The organism is Bacillus sp. PS196, from assembly GCF_037963555.1.
In the GTDB taxonomy this organism is placed as follows: Bacteria; Bacillota; Bacilli; order Bacillales; family Bacillaceae; genus Bacillus; species Bacillus subtilis.
The window spans coordinates 1,475,640-1,498,168 of sequence record NZ_CP150159.1 but is presented as its reverse complement, the minus strand read 5'-3'; the positions used below and the strand labels follow the sequence as shown (position 1 = coordinate 1,498,168).

At 43.4% G+C, this 22,529-nt stretch carries 24 protein-coding genes; 3 read left to right on the top strand and 21 right to left on the bottom strand.

All coding sequences use genetic code 11. The features are described 5' to 3' along the window. Positions 1–77 precede the first annotated feature (77 nt). Positions 78–347, top strand: a complete 270-nt coding sequence (locus tag NST79_RS07970) for a hypothetical protein (protein WP_003232345.1) — start codon at positions 78–80, stop codon at positions 345–347. A gap of 33 nt (positions 348–380) precedes the next feature. Here NST79_RS07970 and lepB read toward each other — a convergent pair whose 3' ends face one another. From lepB to NST79_RS07890, 16 genes are all read right to left on the bottom strand, one after another. Continuing rightward, positions 381–962, bottom strand: coding sequence for a signal peptidase I (gene lepB, locus NST79_RS07965; protein WP_029317744.1), 582 nt, complete (start codon positions 960–962; stop codon positions 381–383). A 144-nt stretch (positions 963–1,106) separates the two neighbouring features. Next, positions 1,107–3,011: a fructose-specific PTS transporter subunit EIIC gene (locus NST79_RS07960; protein WP_212059062.1), complete on the bottom strand. Its 1,905-nt coding sequence runs from the start codon at positions 3,009–3,011 to the stop codon at positions 1,107–1,109. A 14-nt stretch (positions 3,012–3,025) separates the two neighbouring features. Continuing rightward, complete coding sequence (gene pfkB / locus NST79_RS07955; protein ID WP_033883800.1) at positions 3,026–3,937, bottom strand: 1-phosphofructokinase; 912 nt, start codon at positions 3,935–3,937, stop codon at positions 3,026–3,028. Then, complete coding sequence (locus NST79_RS07950) at positions 3,934–4,689, bottom strand: DeoR/GlpR family DNA-binding transcription regulator (protein ID WP_014476685.1); 756 nt, start codon at positions 4,687–4,689, stop codon at positions 3,934–3,936. The genes pfkB and NST79_RS07950 overlap by 4 nt, the downstream gene beginning before the upstream one ends. Before the next feature lie 279 nt (positions 4,690–4,968). Beyond that, entirely contained in the window at positions 4,969–6,162 is a 1,194-nt protein-coding gene (gene skiZ / locus NST79_RS07945; protein WP_015252177.1) for a sporulation-delaying-protein transporter subunit SkiZ, read from the bottom strand. Continuing rightward, a complete protein-coding gene (gene yknY / locus NST79_RS07940; RefSeq protein ID WP_212059064.1) occupies positions 6,159–6,851 on the bottom strand; it encodes an ABC transporter ATP-binding protein in 693 nt (230 codons plus the stop codon). The genes skiZ and yknY overlap by 4 nt, the downstream gene beginning before the upstream one ends. Continuing rightward, positions 6,852–7,985 (bottom strand): efflux RND transporter periplasmic adaptor subunit, encoded by a 1,134-nt coding sequence (locus tag NST79_RS07935; RefSeq protein ID WP_015715815.1) that lies wholly within the window; start codon positions 7,983–7,985, stop codon positions 6,852–6,854. A 4-nt stretch (positions 7,986–7,989) separates the two neighbouring features. Next, a complete protein-coding gene (gene yknW, locus NST79_RS07930) occupies positions 7,990–8,685 on the bottom strand; it encodes a Yip1 family protein (protein ID WP_212059067.1) in 696 nt (231 codons plus the stop codon). Between the two features lie 109 nt (positions 8,686–8,794). Further along, positions 8,795–10,609 (bottom strand): ABC transporter ATP-binding protein, encoded by a 1,815-nt coding sequence (locus NST79_RS07925; protein WP_212059069.1) that lies wholly within the window; start codon positions 10,607–10,609, stop codon positions 8,795–8,797. Between the two features lie 11 nt (positions 10,610–10,620). Continuing rightward, on the bottom strand, positions 10,621–12,378 hold the full coding sequence (locus NST79_RS07920; RefSeq protein WP_212059071.1) for an ABC transporter ATP-binding protein: 1,758 nt from the start codon (positions 12,376–12,378) through the stop codon (positions 10,621–10,623). Positions 12,379–12,600: 222 nt separating this feature from the next. Then, on the bottom strand, positions 12,601–12,834 hold the full coding sequence (moaD, locus tag NST79_RS07915) for a molybdopterin converting factor subunit 1 (protein WP_003232366.1): 234 nt from the start codon (positions 12,832–12,834) through the stop codon (positions 12,601–12,603). Then, on the bottom strand, positions 12,827–13,300 hold the full coding sequence (locus NST79_RS07910) for a molybdenum cofactor biosynthesis protein MoaE (RefSeq protein ID WP_015715811.1): 474 nt from the start codon (positions 13,298–13,300) through the stop codon (positions 12,827–12,829). Before NST79_RS07910 ends, moaD begins: the two co-directional genes overlap by 8 nt. Then, positions 13,300–13,821 (bottom strand): molybdopterin-guanine dinucleotide biosynthesis protein B, encoded by a 522-nt coding sequence (gene mobB, locus NST79_RS07905; protein ID WP_212059073.1) that lies wholly within the window; start codon positions 13,819–13,821, stop codon positions 13,300–13,302. The genes NST79_RS07910 and mobB overlap by 1 nt, the downstream gene beginning before the upstream one ends. After that, complete coding sequence (glp, locus tag NST79_RS07900; protein WP_212059075.1) at positions 13,782–15,074, bottom strand: gephyrin-like molybdotransferase Glp; 1,293 nt, start codon at positions 15,072–15,074, stop codon at positions 13,782–13,784. Before glp ends, mobB begins: the two co-directional genes overlap by 40 nt. 17 nt (positions 15,075–15,091) lie before the next feature. Then, positions 15,092–16,111, bottom strand: a complete 1,020-nt coding sequence (locus NST79_RS07895) for a molybdopterin-synthase adenylyltransferase MoeB (protein ID WP_046160343.1) — start codon at positions 16,109–16,111, stop codon at positions 15,092–15,094. 50 nt (positions 16,112–16,161) lie between these two features. Further along, a complete protein-coding gene (locus NST79_RS07890) occupies positions 16,162–16,761 on the bottom strand; it encodes a molybdenum cofactor guanylyltransferase (RefSeq protein WP_003232376.1) in 600 nt (199 codons plus the stop codon). A 136-nt stretch (positions 16,762–16,897) separates the two neighbouring features. Between NST79_RS07890 and cse15 the strand changes: the two genes are divergently transcribed. Beyond that, entirely contained in the window at positions 16,898–17,863 is a 966-nt protein-coding gene (cse15, locus tag NST79_RS07885) for a spore protein Cse15 (RefSeq protein WP_160221549.1), read from the top strand. A 40-nt stretch (positions 17,864–17,903) separates the two neighbouring features. Here cse15 and rok read toward each other — a convergent pair whose 3' ends face one another. From rok to ahpA, 3 genes are all read right to left on the bottom strand, one after another. Next, entirely contained in the window at positions 17,904–18,479 is a 576-nt protein-coding gene (gene rok / locus NST79_RS07880) for a transcriptional regulator Rok (RefSeq protein WP_003232378.1), read from the bottom strand. 465 nt (positions 18,480–18,944) lie between these two features. Then, the gene (gene ykuV / locus NST79_RS07875) at positions 18,945–19,391 is read right to left on the bottom strand and encodes a thiol-disulfide oxidoreductase YkuV (protein ID WP_015252187.1); all 447 of its coding nucleotides are present in this window, start codon (positions 19,389–19,391) and stop codon (positions 18,945–18,947) included. A 70-nt stretch (positions 19,392–19,461) separates the two neighbouring features. Continuing rightward, positions 19,462–20,004 carry a biofilm-specific peroxidase AhpA gene (ahpA, locus tag NST79_RS07870; RefSeq protein ID WP_003245371.1) on the bottom strand — a complete coding sequence of 181 codons (543 nt, stop codon included), beginning with the start codon at positions 20,002–20,004 and terminating at the stop codon, positions 19,462–19,464. Positions 20,005–20,240: 236 nt separating this feature from the next. Between ahpA and mscT the strand changes: the two genes are divergently transcribed. Continuing rightward, complete coding sequence (mscT, locus tag NST79_RS07865) at positions 20,241–21,044, top strand: small-conductance mechanosensitive channel protein MscT (protein WP_003244994.1); 804 nt, start codon at positions 20,241–20,243, stop codon at positions 21,042–21,044. Positions 21,045–21,080: 36 nt separating this feature from the next. Here mscT and NST79_RS07860 read toward each other — a convergent pair whose 3' ends face one another. Next, positions 21,081–21,326 carry a YkuS family protein gene (locus tag NST79_RS07860; RefSeq protein ID WP_003232382.1) on the bottom strand — a complete coding sequence of 82 codons (246 nt, stop codon included), beginning with the start codon at positions 21,324–21,326 and terminating at the stop codon, positions 21,081–21,083. 61 nt (positions 21,327–21,387) lie between these two features. Further along, on the bottom strand, positions 21,388–22,512 hold the full coding sequence (locus NST79_RS07855; RefSeq protein WP_038428899.1) for an N-acetyldiaminopimelate deacetylase: 1,125 nt from the start codon (positions 22,510–22,512) through the stop codon (positions 21,388–21,390). Positions 22,513–22,529: the final 17 nt, after the last annotated feature.

Sequence of the window (22,529 nt, the reverse complement as noted above, 5' to 3'; positions counted from 1 at the left end):
AACCAGCCAGCTGTGTTACAATTAAAGAGAGAGAATGCATCCGCCTGGAAAATTACACACTCTCATGGAGGAACACGTTGAGGCTTTTAACACTTACTGAATATTGCTTACTGATCTTTTTTACGGGCTTTTACCTTGCCGTAACAGGCTTTACCGCCAAAGATATCGGCTTATATATAGGCATAGCCCTTATTTACATATTTTCGCACATTTTTTCTAAACGGCTATTAGAAAAGCGCGGAAAAGAGAACAAACAGGTTCACCTTTTCTTCAGTGTGCTGGCTATTATCGGTTCAGTGTTCATCACGGTTTTATGCATTGCATTGGTCGCTTCTTTTTCAAAATAAAAACGCCTGCTGTCCTAGGCCAGCAAGGCGTTTTTATTTTGTTTGACGCATTTCGTTAAACGGGAAAAAGACAAACTTCGATGTGCCGACAATTCGATCTTCCGCGATCAGTCCCAGCCCGTTTCGGCTGTCCATAGAATTCAGCCGGTTATCTCCCATGACAAAGTATTTGTCTTTCGGAACCTTAACCGGTCCAAAGTCTCCTGTCAGACTGACACCAAGTTTTTCTGCTTCCTTCTTGTTTTTAGACAAGTAAGGCTCGGCTACTTTTTTACCGTTTATATAAAGCGTGTCATCCTTCATTTGAACGGTTTCTCCAGGCTTTCCGATCAATCTTTTTACATAATGGATTTTAGAAGTTTCACCGTTGATAATAACTATATCTCCGCGCTTCAGCTCGCCGATATAGTTGACTGTTTTATTCACAAACAGCCTTTCTCCGTCATGTAATGTGGGATACATAGATGAACCTTCAACTAAATACGGTTCAAACAAAAAGTGACGGATCAGGAGAGCCAGCAGAACAGCGATGACAATCGCTTTACCCCATTCCAGGTACGTATTGGTTTTTTTCTTCGCCGTTTTCTCAGTATTCGTATTTTTTTCCTCGGTCAAAGTGTTTCCTCCTAGACAATTGCTATGTCAGTTGTTTCTCTTCTTTTACTTTATCATAAAAAAGAATAAAATACATAACTTAACCGCGCTCCCTGCCGGCCGGATAAGAAAAAGCGTCCTTTCGAACCAAGGACGCTTTTTTTCTTATTTTTCTGTAACAGGTTTTTTGACGATACCGAGGATAATTGCCATCACAACAGCACCGATCACGATACTTAAAAGGTAAAGCATCGGATGGTTTGTAATGAAAGCTACGAATACTCCTCCATGAGGCGCCGGAAGCGTTACTCGGAAGAATTCAGTTAATCCGCCGGCAACAGCTGCACCGACTACAGCAGCTGGAATGACGCGAAGCGGATCAGCCGCAGCAAATGGGATCGCTCCCTCTGTTACGAAAGCAGCTCCCATGAAATAGCATGTAATACCAGCTTCACGGTCACGCTGAGTGAATTTGTTTCTGAAAATGGTTGTTGCAAGTGCGATACCAAGCGGAGGAACCATACCGCCGGCCATGATTGCTGCATGAGGCGCATAGTTGCCTGCATCGATCATGGCGATACCGAACGTAAAGGCTGCTTTATTAAGCGGGCCGCCCATATCGATCGCCATCATGCCGCCCAAGATAATACCCATTAACACAAGGTTTCCAGTACCAAGGCTTTCAAGCCAGTTTGTTAAGAAATTCATAAAAGCTGCTACAGGTGTATTGACGACAAATTGCATTAATACGCCAGTGATAAAAATACCGAACAGCGGGTAAATCAAAACAGGTTTTAATCCATCAAGTGACTGAGGGATAAACGTAAATACTTTCTTCAGTAAAATCACGACATAACCGGCAAGGAATCCGGCAATTAAGCCGCCTAAGAATCCAGCATTCGCTTGAGTAGCCATAAATCCTCCGACCATACCAGGCGCAAAACCAGGACGATCTGCAATACTCATCGCAATGAAACCGGCCAGAACTGCAACAATGAGTTTTAATGCATTGTCGCCGCCGATAAAGTTTAATGCTGCTGCAAACGTGTTGTAGCTAGGATCATTCGGATCAGCAGAGTGAATTCCCCAGAAGAATGAAATCGCAACGAGAATACCGCCGCCGACTACGAACGGAAGCATGTTGCTGACACCGCTCATCAGGTGCTTATAAAACGCGTTTCCGATACCGCTTCCAGACTTGCCTTTCGCTTCTTCATCATCGTTTGAAGCTGCCGAACCGCCGCCGCTGCCTTGATAAATCGGCGCATCTTGATTCATCGCTTTTTCGATAAGCTCTTGCGGACGTCTGATACCCGCCGTTACAGGAACTTGAAGTACGCGCTTGCCTTTAAAACGTTCCATTTCAACCTGCTTGTCCGCTGCGACAATGATTGCAGGTGCATCTTCGATTTCTTGGGCAGTGAGCTTGTGCTTAATGCCGCTTGACCCATTTGTTTCGACCTTAATTTCCACACCAAGCTCTTTCGCTTTTTCTTTAAGGGCATCCGCAGCCATGAATGTATGGGCAATACCTGTCGGGCATGCAGTAACCGCTAAAATTTTCCCTTTTCCGGCAGGTGCTGGTGCCGCTTCTTCTTCTTCCTCTTCGTCATCATCTTTATCGTGCTGATTAATAATGTCGATGATGACATCTTCAGACTCAGCTTCAAGGAGCTGCTTACGGATTTCTTCACGCATTAACAGCGTTGAAAGTCTTGACAATGCTTCAAGGTGAGTGTTGTTTGCGCCTTCAGTCGCCGCAATCATGAACACTAAGTGAGCCGGCTGGCCGTCTAATGATTCATAATCGACGCCGTCTTTTGAACGTCCGAACGCGATCGCCGGGTTGATAACGCTTGCCGTTTTCGCATGGGGGATAGCGATTCCTTCACCGATACCCGTGGAGCTTTGGCTTTCGCGATTTAAAATGGCTTCTTTATAGGCTTGTCGGTCATTTAACTTTCCAGCCTTATCAAGAACAGTGACCATTTCGTCAATAACATTTTCTTTTTCTTTGCTCTCAATATTAAGCTTTATCGTATGCTTCGTTAAAAGCTCAGTTATTTTCACTTGTGTTTCCTCCTCTATAGACGTGTGACCTTAACTTCAGGAAGAAGCTGCTGGACAAATTCTTCTGTTCCAAGTTCTTCAGAGAACGCGGTAGCACTGCCTGAAGTAACTCCTAAGCGGAATGCTTCTTCAAGCGGCAGCTGTTTGGAAATTCCGGCAAGGAAACCTGCAACAACGGAATCCCCTGCTCCGACTGAGTTTACCAATTTCCCCTTTGGCACGTTAGCAAAATAAACAGCTTCGTTCGTAAACAGAAGCGCTCCGTCTCCGGCCATTGATACGATTACATGTTCAGCGCCTTGTTCTACAAGCTTTTTCCCATAAGGAACGGCTTCCTCAACAGATGTAATGGCCGTGCCGAACATTTCTCCAAGCTCATGATGATTTGGCTTCATCAAAAATGGTTTCATTTCTGTTGCTTTCAAAAGAGCCTCGCCTGAGATATCCAGAACAACTCGTGCGTTCTGCTGTTTGCAGGCCTCTGCGATTTTTTCATAAGTATCGTGAGGGAGTGAAGATGGAATGCTTCCTGCAAGAACAACGATATCTCCCTCTTGCAAAGATTGGAACTGTTCTAAAAAGGCTTTGAAATCTTCATCCGAAATTGTCGGTCCCTGCCCGTTAATTTCAGTTTCATCACCAGTTTTCAGCTTTACATTGATACGGGTATCCCCTTTTACTTCAGAAAAAGCTGTTTCCAGGTTTTCTTCCCGTAAAAATGTTTTGATATATTCTCCGGTAAATCCGCCGACGAATCCGAGCGCTTTAGACGCCACATGGTGTCTTTTCAGCAGTCTCGATACGTTGATGCCTTTGCCCCCTGGATACTTGGTATCATACGAAGAACGGTTCAGGCCTCCTACAGAAAAATCTTCAACGTGAACTATATAATCGACAGATGGATTAAGTGTTACAGTGTAAATCATGGTTTCACTACCTTTACGACAGTTTTTTCTTGGTAATTATCGAATGTAAGCTCTTCAGCGTCAGTCGTAATGATTGTTGCGTCGCCTATTCCGGCGAATGCCGAAAATGAAATTTCTCCGAACTTCGAAGGGTCTGCTAAGACGTAAGCGTGTTTTGCCTGTTTGATCGCTTTCTGTTTTAAAAGGGCCTCATCAGGGTCCGGCGTTGTAAATCCAGCCTCTGTATGGACACCGTTTGTCCCCAGAAAACTCTTGTCAAATCTGTACTGGTCCATGGCAATCAATGAAGCGCCTCCAATAATCGCGCCCGTTCTGTGCTTTACGTATCCTCCAAGCAGATAAAAAGAAATTTCTTTCCTTATTAATGCATCGATATGCATTACCCCGTTTGTGACAACGACAATATCTTTGGTTTTATCCATAAAATCAATCATGTGCAATGTCGTCGTGCCTGCATCAAGGTAAATGCAATCCCCTTCTTCTAAAAGAGAAGCTGCTTTTTCAGCAATCTTCAGTTTATCGTGAAGGTTTTTGGATGATTTTTCAAGCATATCGGGTTCAAGTCTGATATCAGAAAGCTTGGCCGCTCCACCATGAACGCGCTTTAAAAAACCGCGTTCTTCAAGTGTCGATAAATCTCTTCTGATTGTTGATTCAGAAGCATTAGTCAGATTTATAAGCTCTTGAATCTTTACCACATCATGCTTTTCTATTTGATCAATAATCAATTGATGCCGTTCAGGAGTTAGCATGCTTCACCTCCTAATGAAAACGTATTCATTTTGAATACAATTTCATTGTAAACGCTATTTTCGGTTTAGGCAACTAAAATCATTCAAATTCATTCAATAACTATCAAAATCTTTCACGTTTCTCCATATTAACGTATGTCTATAGGGTTTGTAAACTGTAAATTCGACAAAAATAAGGACAATTGTACGACATTTTCTTCTTATTTTAATGAAAAAAGTCTTTTATATTCATAGTAGAAATCACTAAACATAAAAAAACCTCATGCATGTTGCATGAGGCTACTCATAACGCAGCGCTTCAATGGGATCAAGCTTTGCGGCTTTATTTGCAGGAAGCATGCCGAAAATAACACCAATGAGCATACTGAACAGCACGCCCCCGCATACAACCTGCCACGATATGAGTGACGGCCAGCCCGCAATGGCTGAAACAAGCGCGGCCCCTCCGTATCCAATACCAATCCCGACCAGACCGCCAATCAGCGTCAATACGACTGATTCAATTAAAAACTGAGTCAGAATCTGTCCCCTCGTCGCACCAAGTGATTTTCTGATTCCGATTTCCCGCGTCCGTTCTGTGACTGATACGAGCATAATATTCATGACACCGATTCCGCCGACCAAAAGGGAAATACCTGCAATTGAGCCGATAATCGTCGTCATAATTGCAGTTACTTTGCCAATTCCGGCCGCAATCTCTTCCATGTTCATCACTTGATACGAATCCTCTGTGCCATGATTGTCATTTACCAGCTGTGCCGCTTCTTTTCCAGCCGATTTTATGTCGTCTGCTGATTCGACCTGCAATGATACGTTACTGAAATCACTTGTGCCAAAAGAGGATTTCATCATATTAAATGGCACATACATTTCACTTAAACCGAAAGAAAGCAAGCCTGTTTCTTTTTTCAGCACGCCGATAATTTCAACGGGCTGTCCGTTTATCCAGACAACTTCACCTAAAGGAGAGGTTTTATCGAACAGTTCTTCAGCCATCTTTTGAGAGATGATTCCAGCTCTATTCCCCGCAAGAAAGTCATTGTCGGTAAATGTTCTGCCGCTTTCGATTTCTAAAGAATTGACATTCATGTATCCATCATTTATTCCGTTAACCGTAGCATCGGTTTCTTCTTCGTGATAACGCGCTTTCATACTTTCAGAAGTCGAAGCAACGACTTGTTTAATGCCTTCTATTCCTTTTAAACCTTTAATATCGTTTTCTGTAAACGTAGATTCAGCTGCGGCGTTCGGGTTGCTTGCAAGCTCCTCGTCGCTAGGCATATAGTACAGCTCCACAGTATTTCCCGGGCCGCTGATCGACTGCTTCAGCATTTGCTCGCCGCCCTGTCCTACCGCAACGACAACAATGACAGAGCCTACACCAATGATAATGCCGAGCATCGTTAAGATCGAACGCATTTTATGGGCAAGGACAGAGCTTAGAGCCATTCTGATGTTTTCCAACAGGCTCATTCTCCCACACTCCTTTGTCCGGAGCTGGCAGGAACAATGTTTCCGTCACGCACCATGACGATCCGATTCGTGCAATCTGCTACTTCAGACTCGTGAGTAACCAGAACGATTGTCGTTCCCTCGGCATTTAATGCTGTAAACTGATCCATAATCGCCTCGCTTGTTTTCGTATCCAGCGCGCCGGTCGGTTCATCAGCTAAAATCAATTTCGGCTCATTCACGATCGCCCTCGCAATCGCCACCCGCTGCTTCTGCCCGCCCGACAGCTCGTTGGGCATGTGGAGCATTCGATCGGCTAACCCGACCTTTTCCAATGCTCTCTCAGCCCGCTCTTGACGTTCCTTTTTGCCTATCCCGGAAGAAATCATCGGCAGCTCGACATTTTTTTTTGCGTTCAGCCGCGGAAGAAGCTGAAATTGCTGAAATACAAAACCGATGGACCGGTTACGGACTGCCGCCAGTTCTTTATCTTTATATGAAGAAATGTCTTCGCCGTCCAATTGATATGTACCTGAAGTCGGCCGATCAAGACAGCCGATAATATTCATGATCGTCGATTTTCCTGATCCTGACGGCCCCATAATCGAGACATATTCACCTTGATGAATGTCCAAATCAATAGAATGGAGAACATCAAACGTTTCCTTTCCGATCTGGTAGCTTTTTCGCACATTAGAAAGCTGAATCATTTAGGATTTCACTTCCATTCCGTCAGTCACCTGATCAGATGGATTCAAAATGACTTGATCATCTTGGGAAAGCCCCTCTTTAATTTCTGTCAGGTCATCTGTCACTTCGCCGATTTTGACATCAACTCGCTTTGCTTTTCCGTCTTTTACTGTATACACATAATATTGGTCATCTTCTTTTTTGACTGCCTTTGAAGGAAGCGTATTTGCTTTCCGTTTATCTGTTTCAATATTCATGATAAATTTAAAGCCTGGCTTTCCTTCTGGAAGATTTCCTTTTATTTTCACTTGAAGCGGGTATTGGACCGCCTGTTCTGTTCCTTGTGCCGCAGCGCTCTCCTGCTGATCCGGAACAAGCCCGACTGCGGAAACCGTGCCTTTCCATGTTTTACCCTGTATTACATCTGAAGTGAGTGTGACCTTCTGGCCTTTTTTGACTTTCAATGTATCGTATTCAGACAATTTCCCTGAGACGACAAGGTCTTTTGGGTTGCCGATATGTATGACAGGCTCTTGAATATCTGACTTTTTGGATGCCGCCTCTTGGTTGACAGAAATAACGGTGCCTTCAATTTCGCTTTTCACTTCAAGATCTGATACCCGGTTGGCAAGTGACTGCCGCTGAAGCTCGGTTTGTTTTAATTCGATCTCCGCTGTTTTTTTCTGCATTTGAAGCTCTGTCCGTTCAGATTCGATTTGTTTTTCTGCTTCTTTCTTTCCTACCTGTTTTTCCAGTTCTCTTTCTTTGCTGTCTAAGGCTTTTAACTTTTCTTGAATTTGGTCAATTTGAAGCCGGTTGGATTCAGACGTTAACTGGTTCTGTTCTTTTTCCAGGCTCAGCTGCTCATTTGTATAGGTGACTAAAGGCGTGCCCTTTTTAACTTTATCGCCTTCCTTAACTTTAATGTCTTCTAATGTCCCTTTATCTGCTTCATAAAAGACATACTGTTCATTTGAAAATTTTAGCGTGCCAGGAACCATAACCGTTGATGAGATTTCATTTTCTTCAACGCTCCCCGTCTGTATCTCCTTGCCGGCGCTGCCGCTTGTCGGAGCGGCAGACCGGTATATATTGATTCCAACAAAAAGAGCGACTATAACTGCGATTCCAATTCCGATCCAGACTTTTTTCATGAGCTTATGCACCCGCCACAGAATTGATTAAACCTGAAAAAAGCGAAAATACAACTAAAATTCCGAATAGAATGATTGCTGAAATCCACCCGGCTCTTTTGGAGATGCCTCCCGTTTTGTGAAGTCCGATTGCTAATAATACAAAGCTCCAGATGCTGAAAATTTCAAAGGTATTTAACACGCTGGCAAGAGCCCCGTCAGATGGGATAATTCCTGCCAGTGACGTCGTGCTGTAAAGAGGATTCACGTCAGTCGTAAAAGCAACGATTCCATTAACCAATAATCCGAGACTGCTAATCAAAGAGACAAACAGACCGAGAGAAAGCATTTTTTTATATGTCGTAACTCCGCCTGATATTTTTACACAGAGCCAATAAATAAGAGGGGCAATAAATAATGCTGCGATACCGCCGATAATAGCGCCTGCCATTCCGCCAAATTTGGTTATTGTTGCGACAGTTTCCATTTGTTCAGCAGATAGCCCTTGCGTATCCTGGCTTTTCAAAAGCTCACTATAATCCGTACCGAGTGATTGCAGCACGGCACCGACGATGATAATTGCTGCAACAATCAAAAGCGGTCCCCATACAGCCGGCCTTTCTCTTATTCTTTCAAATTGAACGGACGGACTTGTGATTACTCCGAAAAGTGAAGGCTTTTCAGTCGCCGTTCCGCTGTTTTTTTCTACATTCGTTTCCATTTCAAAACCTCCTTGAGAATATCTAACAAATAGTACGGGAAGGATATCAAAAAGTTTCATGTTTTTCTAATAAGTTTCCAAAAACCTTCAATATTGAAGGCTTTTCATATTATTCTATCGCTGTGCTGTATTGCGCTTTCACAAGCCCGGCATAAATGCCTCCTTTAGCGAGCAGCTGATCATGGTTCCCTTCTTCTATTTTCCTGCCGTGATCAAGAACAATGATGCGGTCGGCGTCGCGGATCGTAGACAATCTGTGAGCGATCATCACTGCTGTACGCCCTTTCAGAAGCGTTTTTAACGCTTGCTGAATTTTTACTTCTGTCTCTGTATCAATGCTTGCCGTTGCTTCGTCAAGGATGATAATAGCCGGATCGGCGAGCAATGCTCTTGCAAAGGAAATGAGCTGACGCTGACCGGCAGACAGTACGCTGCCCCTTTCCTCTACCTCTGTTGCGTATCCTTCCGCTAAATCGGAAATAAACTCATCCGCTCCGACCGCTTGGGACGCTTTCATCACCTCTTCATCCGAAGCATTTGGCCTTCCAAAACGAATATTTTCCATGATGGTCCCAGAGAAAATAAATGTATCTTGCAGGACAATGCTGATTTGAGAGCGCAGACTGGCAAGGGAAAGATCCTTAATCGGTATACCGTCTATTTTAATGGTGCCTCCGGTCGCATCATAAAAACGGCTGATTAAATTGGCAATCGTCGTCTTCCCGCTCCCTGTATGCCCGACAAGCGCAAGCGTCGAGCCCGCCGGAATAGAGAAAGAAACGGCGTAAAGGGCTTTTCGTTTTTCATCATACGAAAATTCAACCTCTTCAAAACTGATCTCCCCATTTATCTTTTCATTATGAATGGCATTGGGCTTCTCCTTGACATTTGGCTGTTCGTCCAGAAACTCAAAAATCCGTTCTGATGATGCCATCCCCATTAACAGCTGATTATAGACCTGACCCAGTCTCGAAATAGGTTCCCAAAACATTCCCAGATAGAAAGCAAAAGAAACGAAGACGCCAATCGTAATGGTTTCATTCATGATGAGTGTGGCTCCATACCAAATCAAGACAGCCGTCCCAATCGCATTCGTCATTTCTACAAGCGGACGGAACATGGCATTTTTTCTAGTTGCTTCCCGCCATGATTCGTAGTTCTCCTGATTGACACCGTCAAAATACGCCATGTTTTCTTCTTCCTGCGTAAATGCCTGTGTGACCCGGATGCCCTGAATGCTTTCGTTTAGATGAGAGTTGAGCTTCGATTGCTTTAGCCGTACCGTTTGCCAGGATCGGCGTATTTTTTTTCTGAGACTTGTTGAAATAAAAAACATAATCGGCAATGTCACCATGATGGCTATAGTCAGCTCAGGGCTCAGCGTAAACAAAATGATAATCACGCCGGCCAGAAGCAGCAAGTCGGTCAACAAATTGATGACTCCGCTTGTAAAGAGCTCCTGAAGAGAGTTAATATCATTCATGATCCTGACTAAGATCGATCCCGCCGACCGCTGATCAAAAAATCGATGGGATAAGCGCTGCACATGGGTAAATAAATACTGTCGCAAATCGTAAATGACATGCTGGCCAAGCTGATTCATCCACCTGATTCTTAACACATTGGCGGCGTAATTGAGGACATATAAACCGCTAATAATAAAAATGAGCTGAATCAGCAGCTCCGAGTTTCTCCCTGTAATCGCTTGATCAAGAACATAAACGCCGATCAAAATGGGGATCACAAGCTTCACAGCAGTGCCAATTAATACGGTGAGAAAAGAAAGCGGCAAAATTGTTTTTCGATATGGTTTGACATAGCTCAGCAGCCGCCACATTTGAGCCCAGTTAAACGGCTTTTCAATGATTTCATCTGAAGAGTAATAGAAACGCTCTAAAACCCCCTGTTTTTTCGCTTGTTTCATTTGGCCCCTCCCTATCCGACCTCATGCGGCTCATTAATCATTTTGACATCACGGTATTGCAAATCGTAAATCTTTTTATAGTAGCCGCCTTTTTCAAGAAGCTCATGATGTGTTCCCCTTTCACGAATGCGTCCTTTATTAAAAACGAGAATTTCATCAGCGTGTTTCAGTGAAGAAATGCGGTGAGCGACGATAAAGGTTGTGCGGTTTTTCATGACTTCTTTTAAGGCAAGCTGTATGCTGTGCTCCGTTTGCATATCTACTGCGCTTGTGGCATCATCCAATATTAAAATGCTCGGGTTAAAGCAGATGGCTCTCGCAATGGCAATACGCTGTTTCTGCCCGCCGGAAAGCCCCATTCCCCTCTCTCCCAGCATGGTGTCATACCCATCAGGAAGCTCCATAATAAAGTTATGAGCCTGCGCCCTTTTTGCCGCTTCGATGACGTCTTCCATTGAGGCATCCGGCCGCCCATACGAAATATTTGATCTAATCGTAGATGAAAACAGGAAGGATTCTTGAAGTACGACCCCGATATTGGAGCGAAGGGTTTTTAACGAATAATCTGTGATGGGTTTGTGATCAATGGTAATCATTCCGCCAACAGGACTGTAAAATCTGGTGAGAAGCTGTGTCACTGAGCTTTTGCCTGAACCTGTCGGGCCCAACAGTCCGATTACCTTCCCGCTGTTTGCCTCAAAGCTTACATTGCACAGCGCGTTTGTTTGTTCTTTTCCGTATGCAAGAGAAACATTTTTGAAATGGACATCTCCGGTTAATTTTTGTTTATGCAAAGCATGAGGATGATTTGTAATGTCTTCTTCTTTTTCCAGAATGTCGAGCAGGCGTTCCCCTGACGCTTTTGCTTGAGAGAACATATTGATGACAAAACCTAAGTTCATAATGGGCCACATCATATAATTGACAAGGCTGAAGAAAGCAACAAGCTCGCCGGGATTGAGCTGATTTTGCATAACCAAGTAACCGCCGTATGAGAGAAGAGCTACAATACAAATGTTACCAATGAACTCCATTAAAGGGAAATACGCAGACCAAATGGATGATGTTTGTAAATACTGCGCCCTGTATTCTGCATTGGCTTTATTGAAAGTGCTGATCTGAAAATCTTCCCTGGAAAGAGATTTAACCGTATTAATGCCGCTGATATTTTCCTGAACTTTTGTATTGAGTTTCGCAAACGATTTGCGGATGCCTCTGAAGGCGGGATGGACTCTTTTGTCAAACCGGTATACCGCAACCGCGAGAAATGGCAGAACAGCTATTGTCACAAGCGTGAGAGGAACAGAATAGTAAAACATAACCGAAAGGCTGATGGCTACCAGCAGGCCGAATCGAATGAGCTCAGCGAGACCGTATGATAAGAAAAAACGAAGCCCTTCAACATCAGCAGTCAGCCTGGACATCAAATCTCCTGTTTTCGCGTTATCATAGTAAGAAAAAGAAAGCCGCTGCAGTTTTTCATACAGACCATTTCTCAGCCGATAAACGGATTTGATCCCGAACATATCACCTAAATACTGATGAAAAAAGGTAGCCGTTCCTTTCAAAACCATTACCGCAATAAATCCTAAGCTGACCCACGCCGCAAGCTGATACTGCCGTCCCAACACGATCTCATCAATCGTTATTTGCAGGATAATCGGATAAATGACAGTAATTGCAGTCATCAAAAGCATGGCTAGAAGCGACCACATAAACACTTTTCTGTACGGCCAATAATACATTTTTAATCTTTTAAATGTCTCCATATCCAGCACCTTTCCAACATTTATCATCTTTACTATATCGATACCCGAAATAAATTTCTATTATTTTTCGAAATTTCAGTCTAATTATGGAGTGAGTCTCTTACTTTATAGGGAGTAACATATGTAGAATAAACGCTTACAGAAAATCATTGTATGCTGGGGATACTTGGGGATATGCCAATGAAATACAGAAAACCGGACGGCTGAAATGCCGTCCGGTTTTCATCCCCCGCTGACCGGCGGTATGATGGCTACCGTGTCACCTGAAGATACAGAGGTATTTTCTTTCACATAGCTTTCGTTAACGGCAATCATAGCCGTATCAATAGATTCAAGACCGTATTGTTCTTTTAGACTCGCTTTTATTTCATCTGTGGTTGCTTGTTCCATATCTATTTCTATTGCTTGTGTACCGGCCTGTTCAGCCAGTCCTGCAAATAAAAGAATTTTAATCATGCTGCTCTCCCTCGCTTAGGTCTGGTTTTCCGTTCGGATAAGCTGTTGTTTCTAGCTGGTCACCGATCCATTGCTCACCGTCTTCCCAAATTTCTTTTTTCCAAATCGGCACAATCTGTTTAATGCGTTCAATCGCATACTCATTGGCTTCATATGCGGCTTTTCGATGGGGAGAAGATACAGCAATCACTACCGCTGCTTCACCGATATCGAGCACACCTATACGGTGCGTGATCGCAGCTGAGGCACCTTCCCATTTTTCTTCGATTTCAGCGCCGATTTGAGCAAGCATTTGCACGGCCATCGGTTCATATGCCTCATATTCAAGCCGAACCGTTCTTTTTCCGTTTGTCCATTCCCGAACCGTACCAATAAATGTCGTAATGGCTCCTGCTTCCCGTTTCTCCACTTTTTTAATGATGTCTTCAGTATTAATGGGTGTTTTCGTAATCTCAAACCGTTCCATTATGCAGATTCCCCCTTCAGCTGTGAAAGCACAAAATCCACGGCAACCGGATCATCCGCATGAAAAACGGGTAATCCCTGATGCTCTGTCATATGCTCTTTTTTTCTATAGATGATGGCGATTATATTTACTGCTTGCAGCGCTTCCAGATCTTCCTTTTCACTTAGGATAACCACTTTAGGATAAGGGGCTTTTTTAAAGCCTTCAATCAGAAGACAGTCTGTTTCGAGAAATTGGTATAACTCGATCAGCCGTGCCAAATCCCAATTGCGACGGGCAGTCAGCTGTAACACACCAGCACCTTCTACCGCTGTCACATCAGCACCTGCCGCCTTGTAACGGTCCGTGTCTTTTCCTTCCGTGAGCGTTTGCGGTTCACCGCCGTGACCATGGTGCTTCAGGCAGCCCAAATGGACTCCCTGTTCAGAGGCTTTTTCAAGAATGCGCTCAATAAACGTTGTTTTCCCGCTGTTTTGAAATCCTACAACTTGGACGATCGGGAAAGGACCGACCAAGGCCATTCACTTCCATTCTCTTCTCTGATGAGCAGCACTTGAACCGTTCTGCCAGATTCGTAGCCTCGCGTGCCGCCCGGCAGGATAATAAATGCATTGGCATCTGCAAGTGATGTGACAGAGCTCGACTTATCTAAGCCAACGGGTGTCGCCAACAGCTTCCCTTCCTGATGGTGCACGAGCGCACGAACAAATCGGGTAAATGGGTTCGGCTTCGGAAAATCCTTGGTCAAAACAGCTTCCGCACAAATTGAATGCGGTGTTTCATTGAGCAGCCATGTCTGGATTATCGGTTTGACAAACAGTTCAAAACCGACATAGCATGCCGACGGATTACCAGAAAGGCCAAACAGCAGCATATCATTTGCATGCGCCACCGTTGTCACGCTGCCCGGGCGCATGGCAACTTTATTAAACAGCACGTCCGCTCCGAGTTTTTCATAGATCGCAGGCAAAAAGTCAAAGTCACCGACTGACACACCGCCAGTTGTGATCAGGAAATCCACTTTTTTCATCGCTTCTTTAACTGCAGCAAAGCTTTTATCCAGTTCATCAGAGATTTTCCCTAAATAAAGCGGTGTTGCGCCTGCTTCTATCGCTTGCGCATATACCATACTCGCATTGCTGTTGCGGATTTTTCCCGGTTCCAGCGGATCACTGACATTCAGCAATTCGGTACCGGTTGCGATAATCCCGACTACAGGCTTTCTCACGACAGGCACAGATGCGTATCCGAATGTTGCCAAAAGAGCCGTCACTCCTGGTGTCACCCGGGTGCCCTTTGTCAGTAAAACACTCCCTTTTTGAGCGTCCTCACCTGTTTTTGAAATATTATCCCCCGTCTGAAAGCGGCGTTTTAAAGACATAAATGACTTCCCATTCTCCTCAAAGGTTTGAGTCAGTTCAATCATGACGACTGCATCTGCCCCTTTAGGGATTTGCGCGCCAGTCATAATCCGCACGGCCTGAAACGGGCCAAGTTTTTTTTCAGATACTGCTCCCGCTCCAATATGGTCAATAACTTCAAACCGAACTGGGTTTTCACGTGAAGCTTCTGCCGTATCGCACGCTCTGACAGCAAAACCATCGTATGGCGAACGGTCAAACGCAGGTACGTGGTGATCCGCAGTTATATCTTCGGCTAAAAACCGATGAAGGCTGTCTTCAAGCGCCACCCATTCTGTTTCACCTTGTTTTTGAAAATGGCAGACACGCCGAACTGCCTCGTCTACCGGTATCGGTGTTCTTTTCTCCAGCATTCTGACCCCTCCTGTTGTTACAGTCCAATCACTCTTGCCAACACGGAGTTGGCTTCTTTCACATCATTTGTTCCATGCACCAGTGCCCGTCCGTCATTGAAAATGACAATTCTGAAATCCTCGTAAAAAATATGCAGCAAAAACGCATTAGCCTCGACCTTGCCGATTGTTTTCAGCCGCTTAATGAGTTCCTGTTTCGGGATTCTTTTTAATGATTCTGACCTTACCTGCACTGTATCACGGCCGCATAGTACAGCAGCTTTTGGTGTGTTCCAATCCTGAAGATAAGGATATACCGCATTTGCTCCGCAAGATGGGCATTCCTCACGGCGTACATGATTAACGTTAATCTTCATATGCGAATTGTTCCAGACATCAAATGTCACAAAACCCCGCTGTATTGCTTCTATTTGGCCGGTTAACAGCTTTAATGCCTCAGCCTGCTGATATGCTGAAACGATATGCACAGCAGGCGGAATAATACCGGCAGTATCACACGTCGCCCCGCCGACAGGAATTTGCTCAAACAAACAAGACAGACAAGGGGTTTCTCCGGGAATGACCGTCATGAACATTCCCTGGCTGCTTACACAGGCGCCATAGACCCAAGGTGTCTTTGTTTTCTGGGCAAGATCGTTTATCAGCATGCGGGTTTCAAAATTATCTGTCGCGTCGATCACGACATCTGCTTTTTCAATCAGCGGCTCAAGCGTTTCGGCTGTTCCTTCGGTAACATACGCCTCAATATGTATCTCGCTGTTAATCGCTGATAGATGCTCTTTGGCAGCCATGGCTTTCGGCATGCGGAGTTTGGCATCGCTTTCTGTATAAAGCTGCTGCCTTTGAAGATTGCTCCACTCCACATAGTCACGGTCAATAATGGTAATCGTACCGACTCCCGCTCTCGAAAGCCCTTCGGCTCCTGCAGTGCCGAGCGCTCCCGCTCCGACAATCAGCACATGGCTGTCTGCCAGTCTTTTCTGGCCCTCTTCCCCAATTTGCTTAAATCTGATTTGCCGTGAATAACGTTCCTCCATCAAACCTGTTCTCCTTATCTTTTATGTCATCTTATCATGTTATTGCCCCGTCAGTCCCGCTTGAGGGAGTTCGATTTTTCTTCCAAACAGCTAAAATCATCACGTGTATTAATGTTGATAAACTCTGCCGGGTTTGCTCCGATATTTTCAGCCTGTACGTAACAAACCGAAATTCTGCCTAATAAATCTGATATTCTCAACCTCTTCTCAGAAAGCTGATCGTATAGAACTGGCATGATACGTTTGTGGTAAATCGCAATCAATGGCTGCACTTGTCCGTCTGAAATTGGGACTACCGCGTCCGCACCGGCAATCATCAGACGTTTGAGCTCCAGCATCGTCCTTCTTTGTATCAGCGGTGTGTCACAGGAAAGAACAGTATAAAGATCACCGTCTGTCTTTTTAAAAGCGGTATATATACCAGCCAATGGCCCCATGCCTTGAAATGGCTCAGCATCTTGATACACTTCATTTTCACCGTTTTCTTGAAATCTATCAATAAATTCGGGACGGCTGATGATAACCGTTTGTTCTCCAAGTGCCTCTTTAGCGCATTCGTAAAGCATCCTGCCCTTCCATTTGACAAACGCCTTCGGTTCTCCAAAGCGACGTGAGGCTCCCCCTGCCAGCAGTACGTTTACATGCTTCATATCATCTCACCTCTAGTTTCGTTAAAAGCATAGCAAAAGCAAAGGCTCAACGCTACTGCTTGTCTGTTTATTAAAGAGGAATAGCTGTTCAGTATTTGCATATTGTAGTGTTAACATCATGAGGGAGATGGTTCGAATGAAAAGATCAGGTCCTTTTTTCCACGACGTGTCTCAGGAGAACCTTTATTTAAAATCCGAGCTTTCAAGGTGCCATAAGCTGATTGCTGAACTTGAAGCAAGCTACTTTCATCAGAAAAATAACAAACTGCTCAAAGAAAATACCGATATGAAAGAAAAACTCCAGCAGCTGTCTGCCGAATTAACACATATGTCAACAAAAGAAAAACATGCCTCCCACACCAGCCAAACCCTGCACCAAATAAGAGCTGAACTGCTTGATAAAATCGTTGTTTTGCAGGAGCTTCTATCTGCTGAAACCTATAAACGCAGAGCCGAAATCGAAGAAAAACATAAACTTCATATTGCGAAAGTCAAAATCGAAGAAGAAAATAAAAATCTTCATAAACGGATCAGCGAACTTCAAGCCTCGATTGAGCAGGAACAAAATGCACTGCTTCAGGCAAAACAGCAAGCCGAATTGATAAAAGCCGAAAACGGGCGTCTAAAAAAGCAAATGGTAGAAAAAGAATATCAGCTAAAACATATTAAAATAGAAGTTGATCATATGAAAGATCGAATCATAGAAACGAAAGAAAGACTGCTAGACATTGAAAAAACGAAAGAAAAATTATTTCACGAAACTATTATATCGTATAAACGGCAGCTTGATGAAAGCGATGCCTGGATTGCTTCTCATTTTGCCGATATTGATGGCGGCACGAAACAAAAAGAAAAAACGGAAGAAGAAGCTCCAGCGGTCTACGCGCAGCCAAATCATGTAGAGACTATCCTTGAAGACGTCACCAAACAGATACATGTGCTTCAAAAACAGCTTGCCCACGCCCAATCATCAGACCAGGCCAAGAGCCATACAATCGAAGAGCTGAAAAACAGAGCCGCTGAAGAAAAGCCTTATCAAAAGTGGGTGTATAAGCTTAATCTTGAAAAAGAAAACAAACCTTCACAGAAAAAACCTCAATAAAAAAACTGCTTGAGCGATGCCAAGCAGTTTTTCTTTATATTTATTCATTAGCTGATTCTGCAGATTCGATTTCACCCTCTAAAATGTACTGCCCGCGATATGGCTTTTTCACTTCCGGGTACATTTTAATTAAGCTTTGCATAAATGTTGTCATATTAGGGATTTCAAGACCGCTTTCTTTTTCAATCTCTTTTTGAAGCTCCGAGCTCTTAATCGCCGCGTTGTGGCGTTTTAATGTTTTAATAGCAGCTTCACGCAGCTTAGCTGCTTTTGATCCCGGTCTTGCCGTTCCTCTTCTTCTTCGTGTTGTTCCGTCTGGTATACCGGCAGGAAGAGAGGAAATAGATTGAAGCTGAGGCTGAACAGACTGCTGCTGTGATTGCGGCTGATAGCTTCTGATTTCCTGAGCCGCAAGCTCAGCGAGAACCGGCAGAGAGTCAGGTTTTTTTTCAGAACGGAAATCCTTTTTGATTTCGGAAGGGCTTCCATTTCTGTCCAGCTCTCTTAATTTTGCGTATATTTTATCACGTTCAATTTGATATTCACGAATGACTTTCACTTCAGCTTCATTTAATTGTTCTAACCGCAAGCGCAAAGCTTCTCTTTCATTAAACATTCCTCAATGTACCCCCTATCAAAATTAACATCTTTAATTAAGATATTAGATTACAAAAGTAATTTTATCAACTATTATTTTAGCATTTTACTATTATATTTACTCTATGAAAAATTCCTTATTTTCTGAAAATGTTTTATTTTTCAAAAGAGTCCTTTATTCTCAAGGGATTAAGGGGCTTTCTAGTTTATTTGGTATAATGTTGAAAATATATATTTTACTTACTTCTTTAAAGAAATTTAGTGTAATATCTACAATTTTCGAGTTATGAGATATGAGATTTATCTAAAATTGAGGAAAAACATCAAAAATTAGCTGTGTTTTTTAGCGTATCAATCAAACAAATCATCAATTCCTATACCCAAATTTGGAAAAATAAGCTTCTTACTCTTCTTCCATTGCTTTTTGCACAAATAAAAAACCTGATGAGGTCAGGTTTTTAGGAAATACTATTTAGTCAGATACCTATTCCGTTTCAGCCAGAACGCGGTTCACACGTTTTTCAAGCATTTTCATACCGCTCCCGCCGGCTTGGAAGTGACGGAGCTGTCCTGTTTTATCAAACACATAATATGCAGGTACATATTCATTTTCAAATGCATCGGTTAAAGCATGGTCACTGTCAACAAAAATCGGCTGAGTGATATCGTGTTCAGCAGCTGTTTCTTTAATTTTACCAAGGTCAAGATCATCTTCGGAACGGGGCATGTGTACAGCTACAACATTCAGCTGATCTTGATATTTATCACGAAATTCATTCACTTGCGGCATCGCTTCTTTGCACAAGTGGCAGCTGATGGACCAGAAATGAATAAGCGTCGGCTTTTCCCCAATCAATTGCTCTCTCGTCACTTCACCATTTAACCAAGCTTTTTCTCCCGTCAATTCCGGCATGGGCTGACGTAATTTCATTGCTTTTCCCTCCTATTTTAAAAGAGAGGCCTAACGAATATGCTAGACCGCTTTTCGTTCTTGGAAAGAATTAAAGTGTTTTTTGGCCTGGTTTCCAGTTAGCCGGACAGAGTCCGCCAGTTTGCAGCGCCTGGAGAACACGAAGCGTTTCATCAACATCACGCCCAATGTTGTTATGGAAAACAGTTTGATATTGAAGCTCCCCTTCAGGATTAATAATAAACAATCCGCGCAAAGCCACACCTTCTTCTTCGATTAAAACGCCATATTCCCGGGATACCTCATGGTTTGTATCAGCAGCAAGCGGGTATTTCAGCTGGCCAAGACCGTTTTCTTTGCGGTCTGTATTGATCCAAGCTAAATGAGTATGGATGGTATCAGTTGAAACCCCGATGACTTCTGCATCAAGATCTTCGAACTCGTCATAGCGGTCAGACATTGCTGTAATTTCTGTCGGACAAACAAAAGTGAAGTCCATTGGATAGAAGAATAGCACTGTCCATTTGTCATTTTTCATGTTTTCCTCAAGACTTACTTTGCCGAATTCTTTGCTTGCAAGGACTGCTTCCATTTCAAAACGAGGAGCTTGTTTACCTACCATACGTTCTGCCATATGTATCCCTCCAATTTATTGTTTGGCTTAAAGGTCAAAATCGCATGAAAATAAAGGGTGATTAACCATTTTTAGTTATATTGCAATGCCATTATATAAAAGCAGATTTCCTGAGTCAATTTTTAACAAATCATGTATGTCTTTGGCTTCGACATTTTTGAATAAAACGTTTAACATGGTCATGTACAGGGTAACTAGTCTCAATGTGCAGCAATCAATTAGAAAAGGAGCTCAACATGGACTTTATTAAACAATATGATTGGGCGGGACTGATTACAAATGCCGGTGTTCTGCTCATTAAACTCGCCATTATGATATTGCTCTATTTTATCGTTCGATCATTAGGCATGAAAATCATTAAACATCTGTTTGCAAAATTCGAGGAGCAGAATAGCTTGTCTATCGGACGTGCACATACGCTCCGAAGCCTGACTCTTAACATATTTGCTTATACATTGATTTTCATATTTTTCGTCATGGTTCTAGATTTGTTTCATTATGATCCAAGCGCTCTTTTAGCGGGGGCAGGAATCGTCGGCCTGGCTGTCGGATTTGGCGCCCAAGGGCTTGTCAGTGATATCGTGACAGGTTTTTTTATTTTGCTTGAGAAACAATTGGATGTCGGAGATTATATTACCGTTTCCACCTTTGACGGAATTGTCGAGCAGGTTGGCTTAAGGACAACTCAAATCCGCAGCTTTGACGGAACACTGCATTACATCCCCAACAGAAACATCACAAACGTAAGCAATCATTCTCGTGGTACCATGCAGGCTCTTGTTGACATTAAAGTGCCGGCTGAAAGAAATATTGATGAAATGATTCATATTTTACAGCAGGTTTGTGATGAAACGGCAGCGGCTCTTCCACAAATAAAAGAAGGACCAAATGTCATCGGGATTCAAGAACTGGGGACTTCTGAAATTGTAATCAGGGTCATTGCCAAAACAGAAAATATGGAACAGTGGCGAGTCGAACGAGTGTTGAGAAAAGAAATAAAGAACGCGTTCGACCGCGCTTTCCCTAAAGAAACAGAATAAATAAAAGAACCGAAGCTTTTTGCTTCGGTTTTTATATTACTGAATTCTGCTTTCAACTTCGCTGCAAATTTCTTCAGCCGTCATCCCGGAAGCTGTAATGACAGGTGCTTGTGTTACCGTATCGGCTATCCCTTGCACATTATTATCAAGACCTGTTACGACACAGCAGTCACAGCCTTGAGCATCAGCAGGGCTTTTCATCATTACAACGTCATACCCTTTTTCTTTTAAAGCAGCTTCTACATCTGATAATGATTGTTCAATTCCAATTTTTTTAGCCATTTTTGAACACCTCCGTTTACTAGAGTGCTCATTTTATGGAATTTTATTCTTTCATTTGTACTTAATTGGCATAAACAGAAAAATAACCTGTCATGACATGAACCGCTGTTTCTATCGCATTTTCATCGGGATTCAGCTTAGCATGATGAAGCCCATGTTCAGAATCAGCGCCGAGCCAGAACATGAATCCGGGATATTTTTTCAGCATATAGCCAAAATCCTCTCCAGTCATTGCTTCTTTTGCTTCAATTACTGTCGCCAGTTGATGTTCAGCAACAAAAGACATAAATTCTTCTGTTAATCCGCTCGTATTGTAAACTTGGTGATATACAGACGGATATGTCACTTTTCCTTTGCAGCGGAATCCGATTTCGATTCCTTTCACTACATCTTCAATCCGTTCCTTTACTTGTTTCATCGATTCTTCAGAAAGCGTGCGGATCGTGCCTTCCAGGTGGGCCGTTTCTGCAATGATATTTTGTGCCGAGCCTCCGGTAATGGTACCAACTGTAATAACAGCACTGTCTAGCGGATCTGTGTTTCTAGAGATAATCGTTTGCAGCTGGGTGACAAGTGTACTTGCTGCTACAACCATATCCTCAGCCAAATGCGGATATGCCGCATGTCCCCCTTTGCCTTCCAGATCGATGACTAGCTCTGATGTATTCGCAAATAGAAGGCCGCTTTTTGTCGCAATGGTGCCTACCGGAAGCTCTGGAGCAATATGAAGCGCAGTGATGAAATCAGGCTGCCACTTTTTTAATACATCGCTCTCAAGCATTGGTTCCGCACCGCCAGGCCCTTCCTCTGCCGGCTGAAACAGAAAAAGCAAATCATGTTTGACTGGGTGGTGAACAAAATGATCAATAATGCCGAGTGCAATCGTCATATGCAAATCGTGACCGCAGGCGTGCATGTTGCCGTGATGCTCTGATGCGAATGGAAGACCAGTTTGCTCTTCTATAGAAAGCGCATCGATATCCGCTCTGTACGCCAGCATTTTTTCCGGCGCCGTCCCGTTCACTTTTACAAAAAGCCCTGTTCGCCATTTCTCAATTTCAATTCTGTCTTGCGGATATTGTTCCAAGACATTTAATAAATACTGCTGGGTTTTGAACTCCTGAAATCCAAGCTCCGGTATACGATGCAGATCTCTGCGAATTGCGATGAGCTCCTCTTTCTTCATTTCTATTCCTCCTGCCT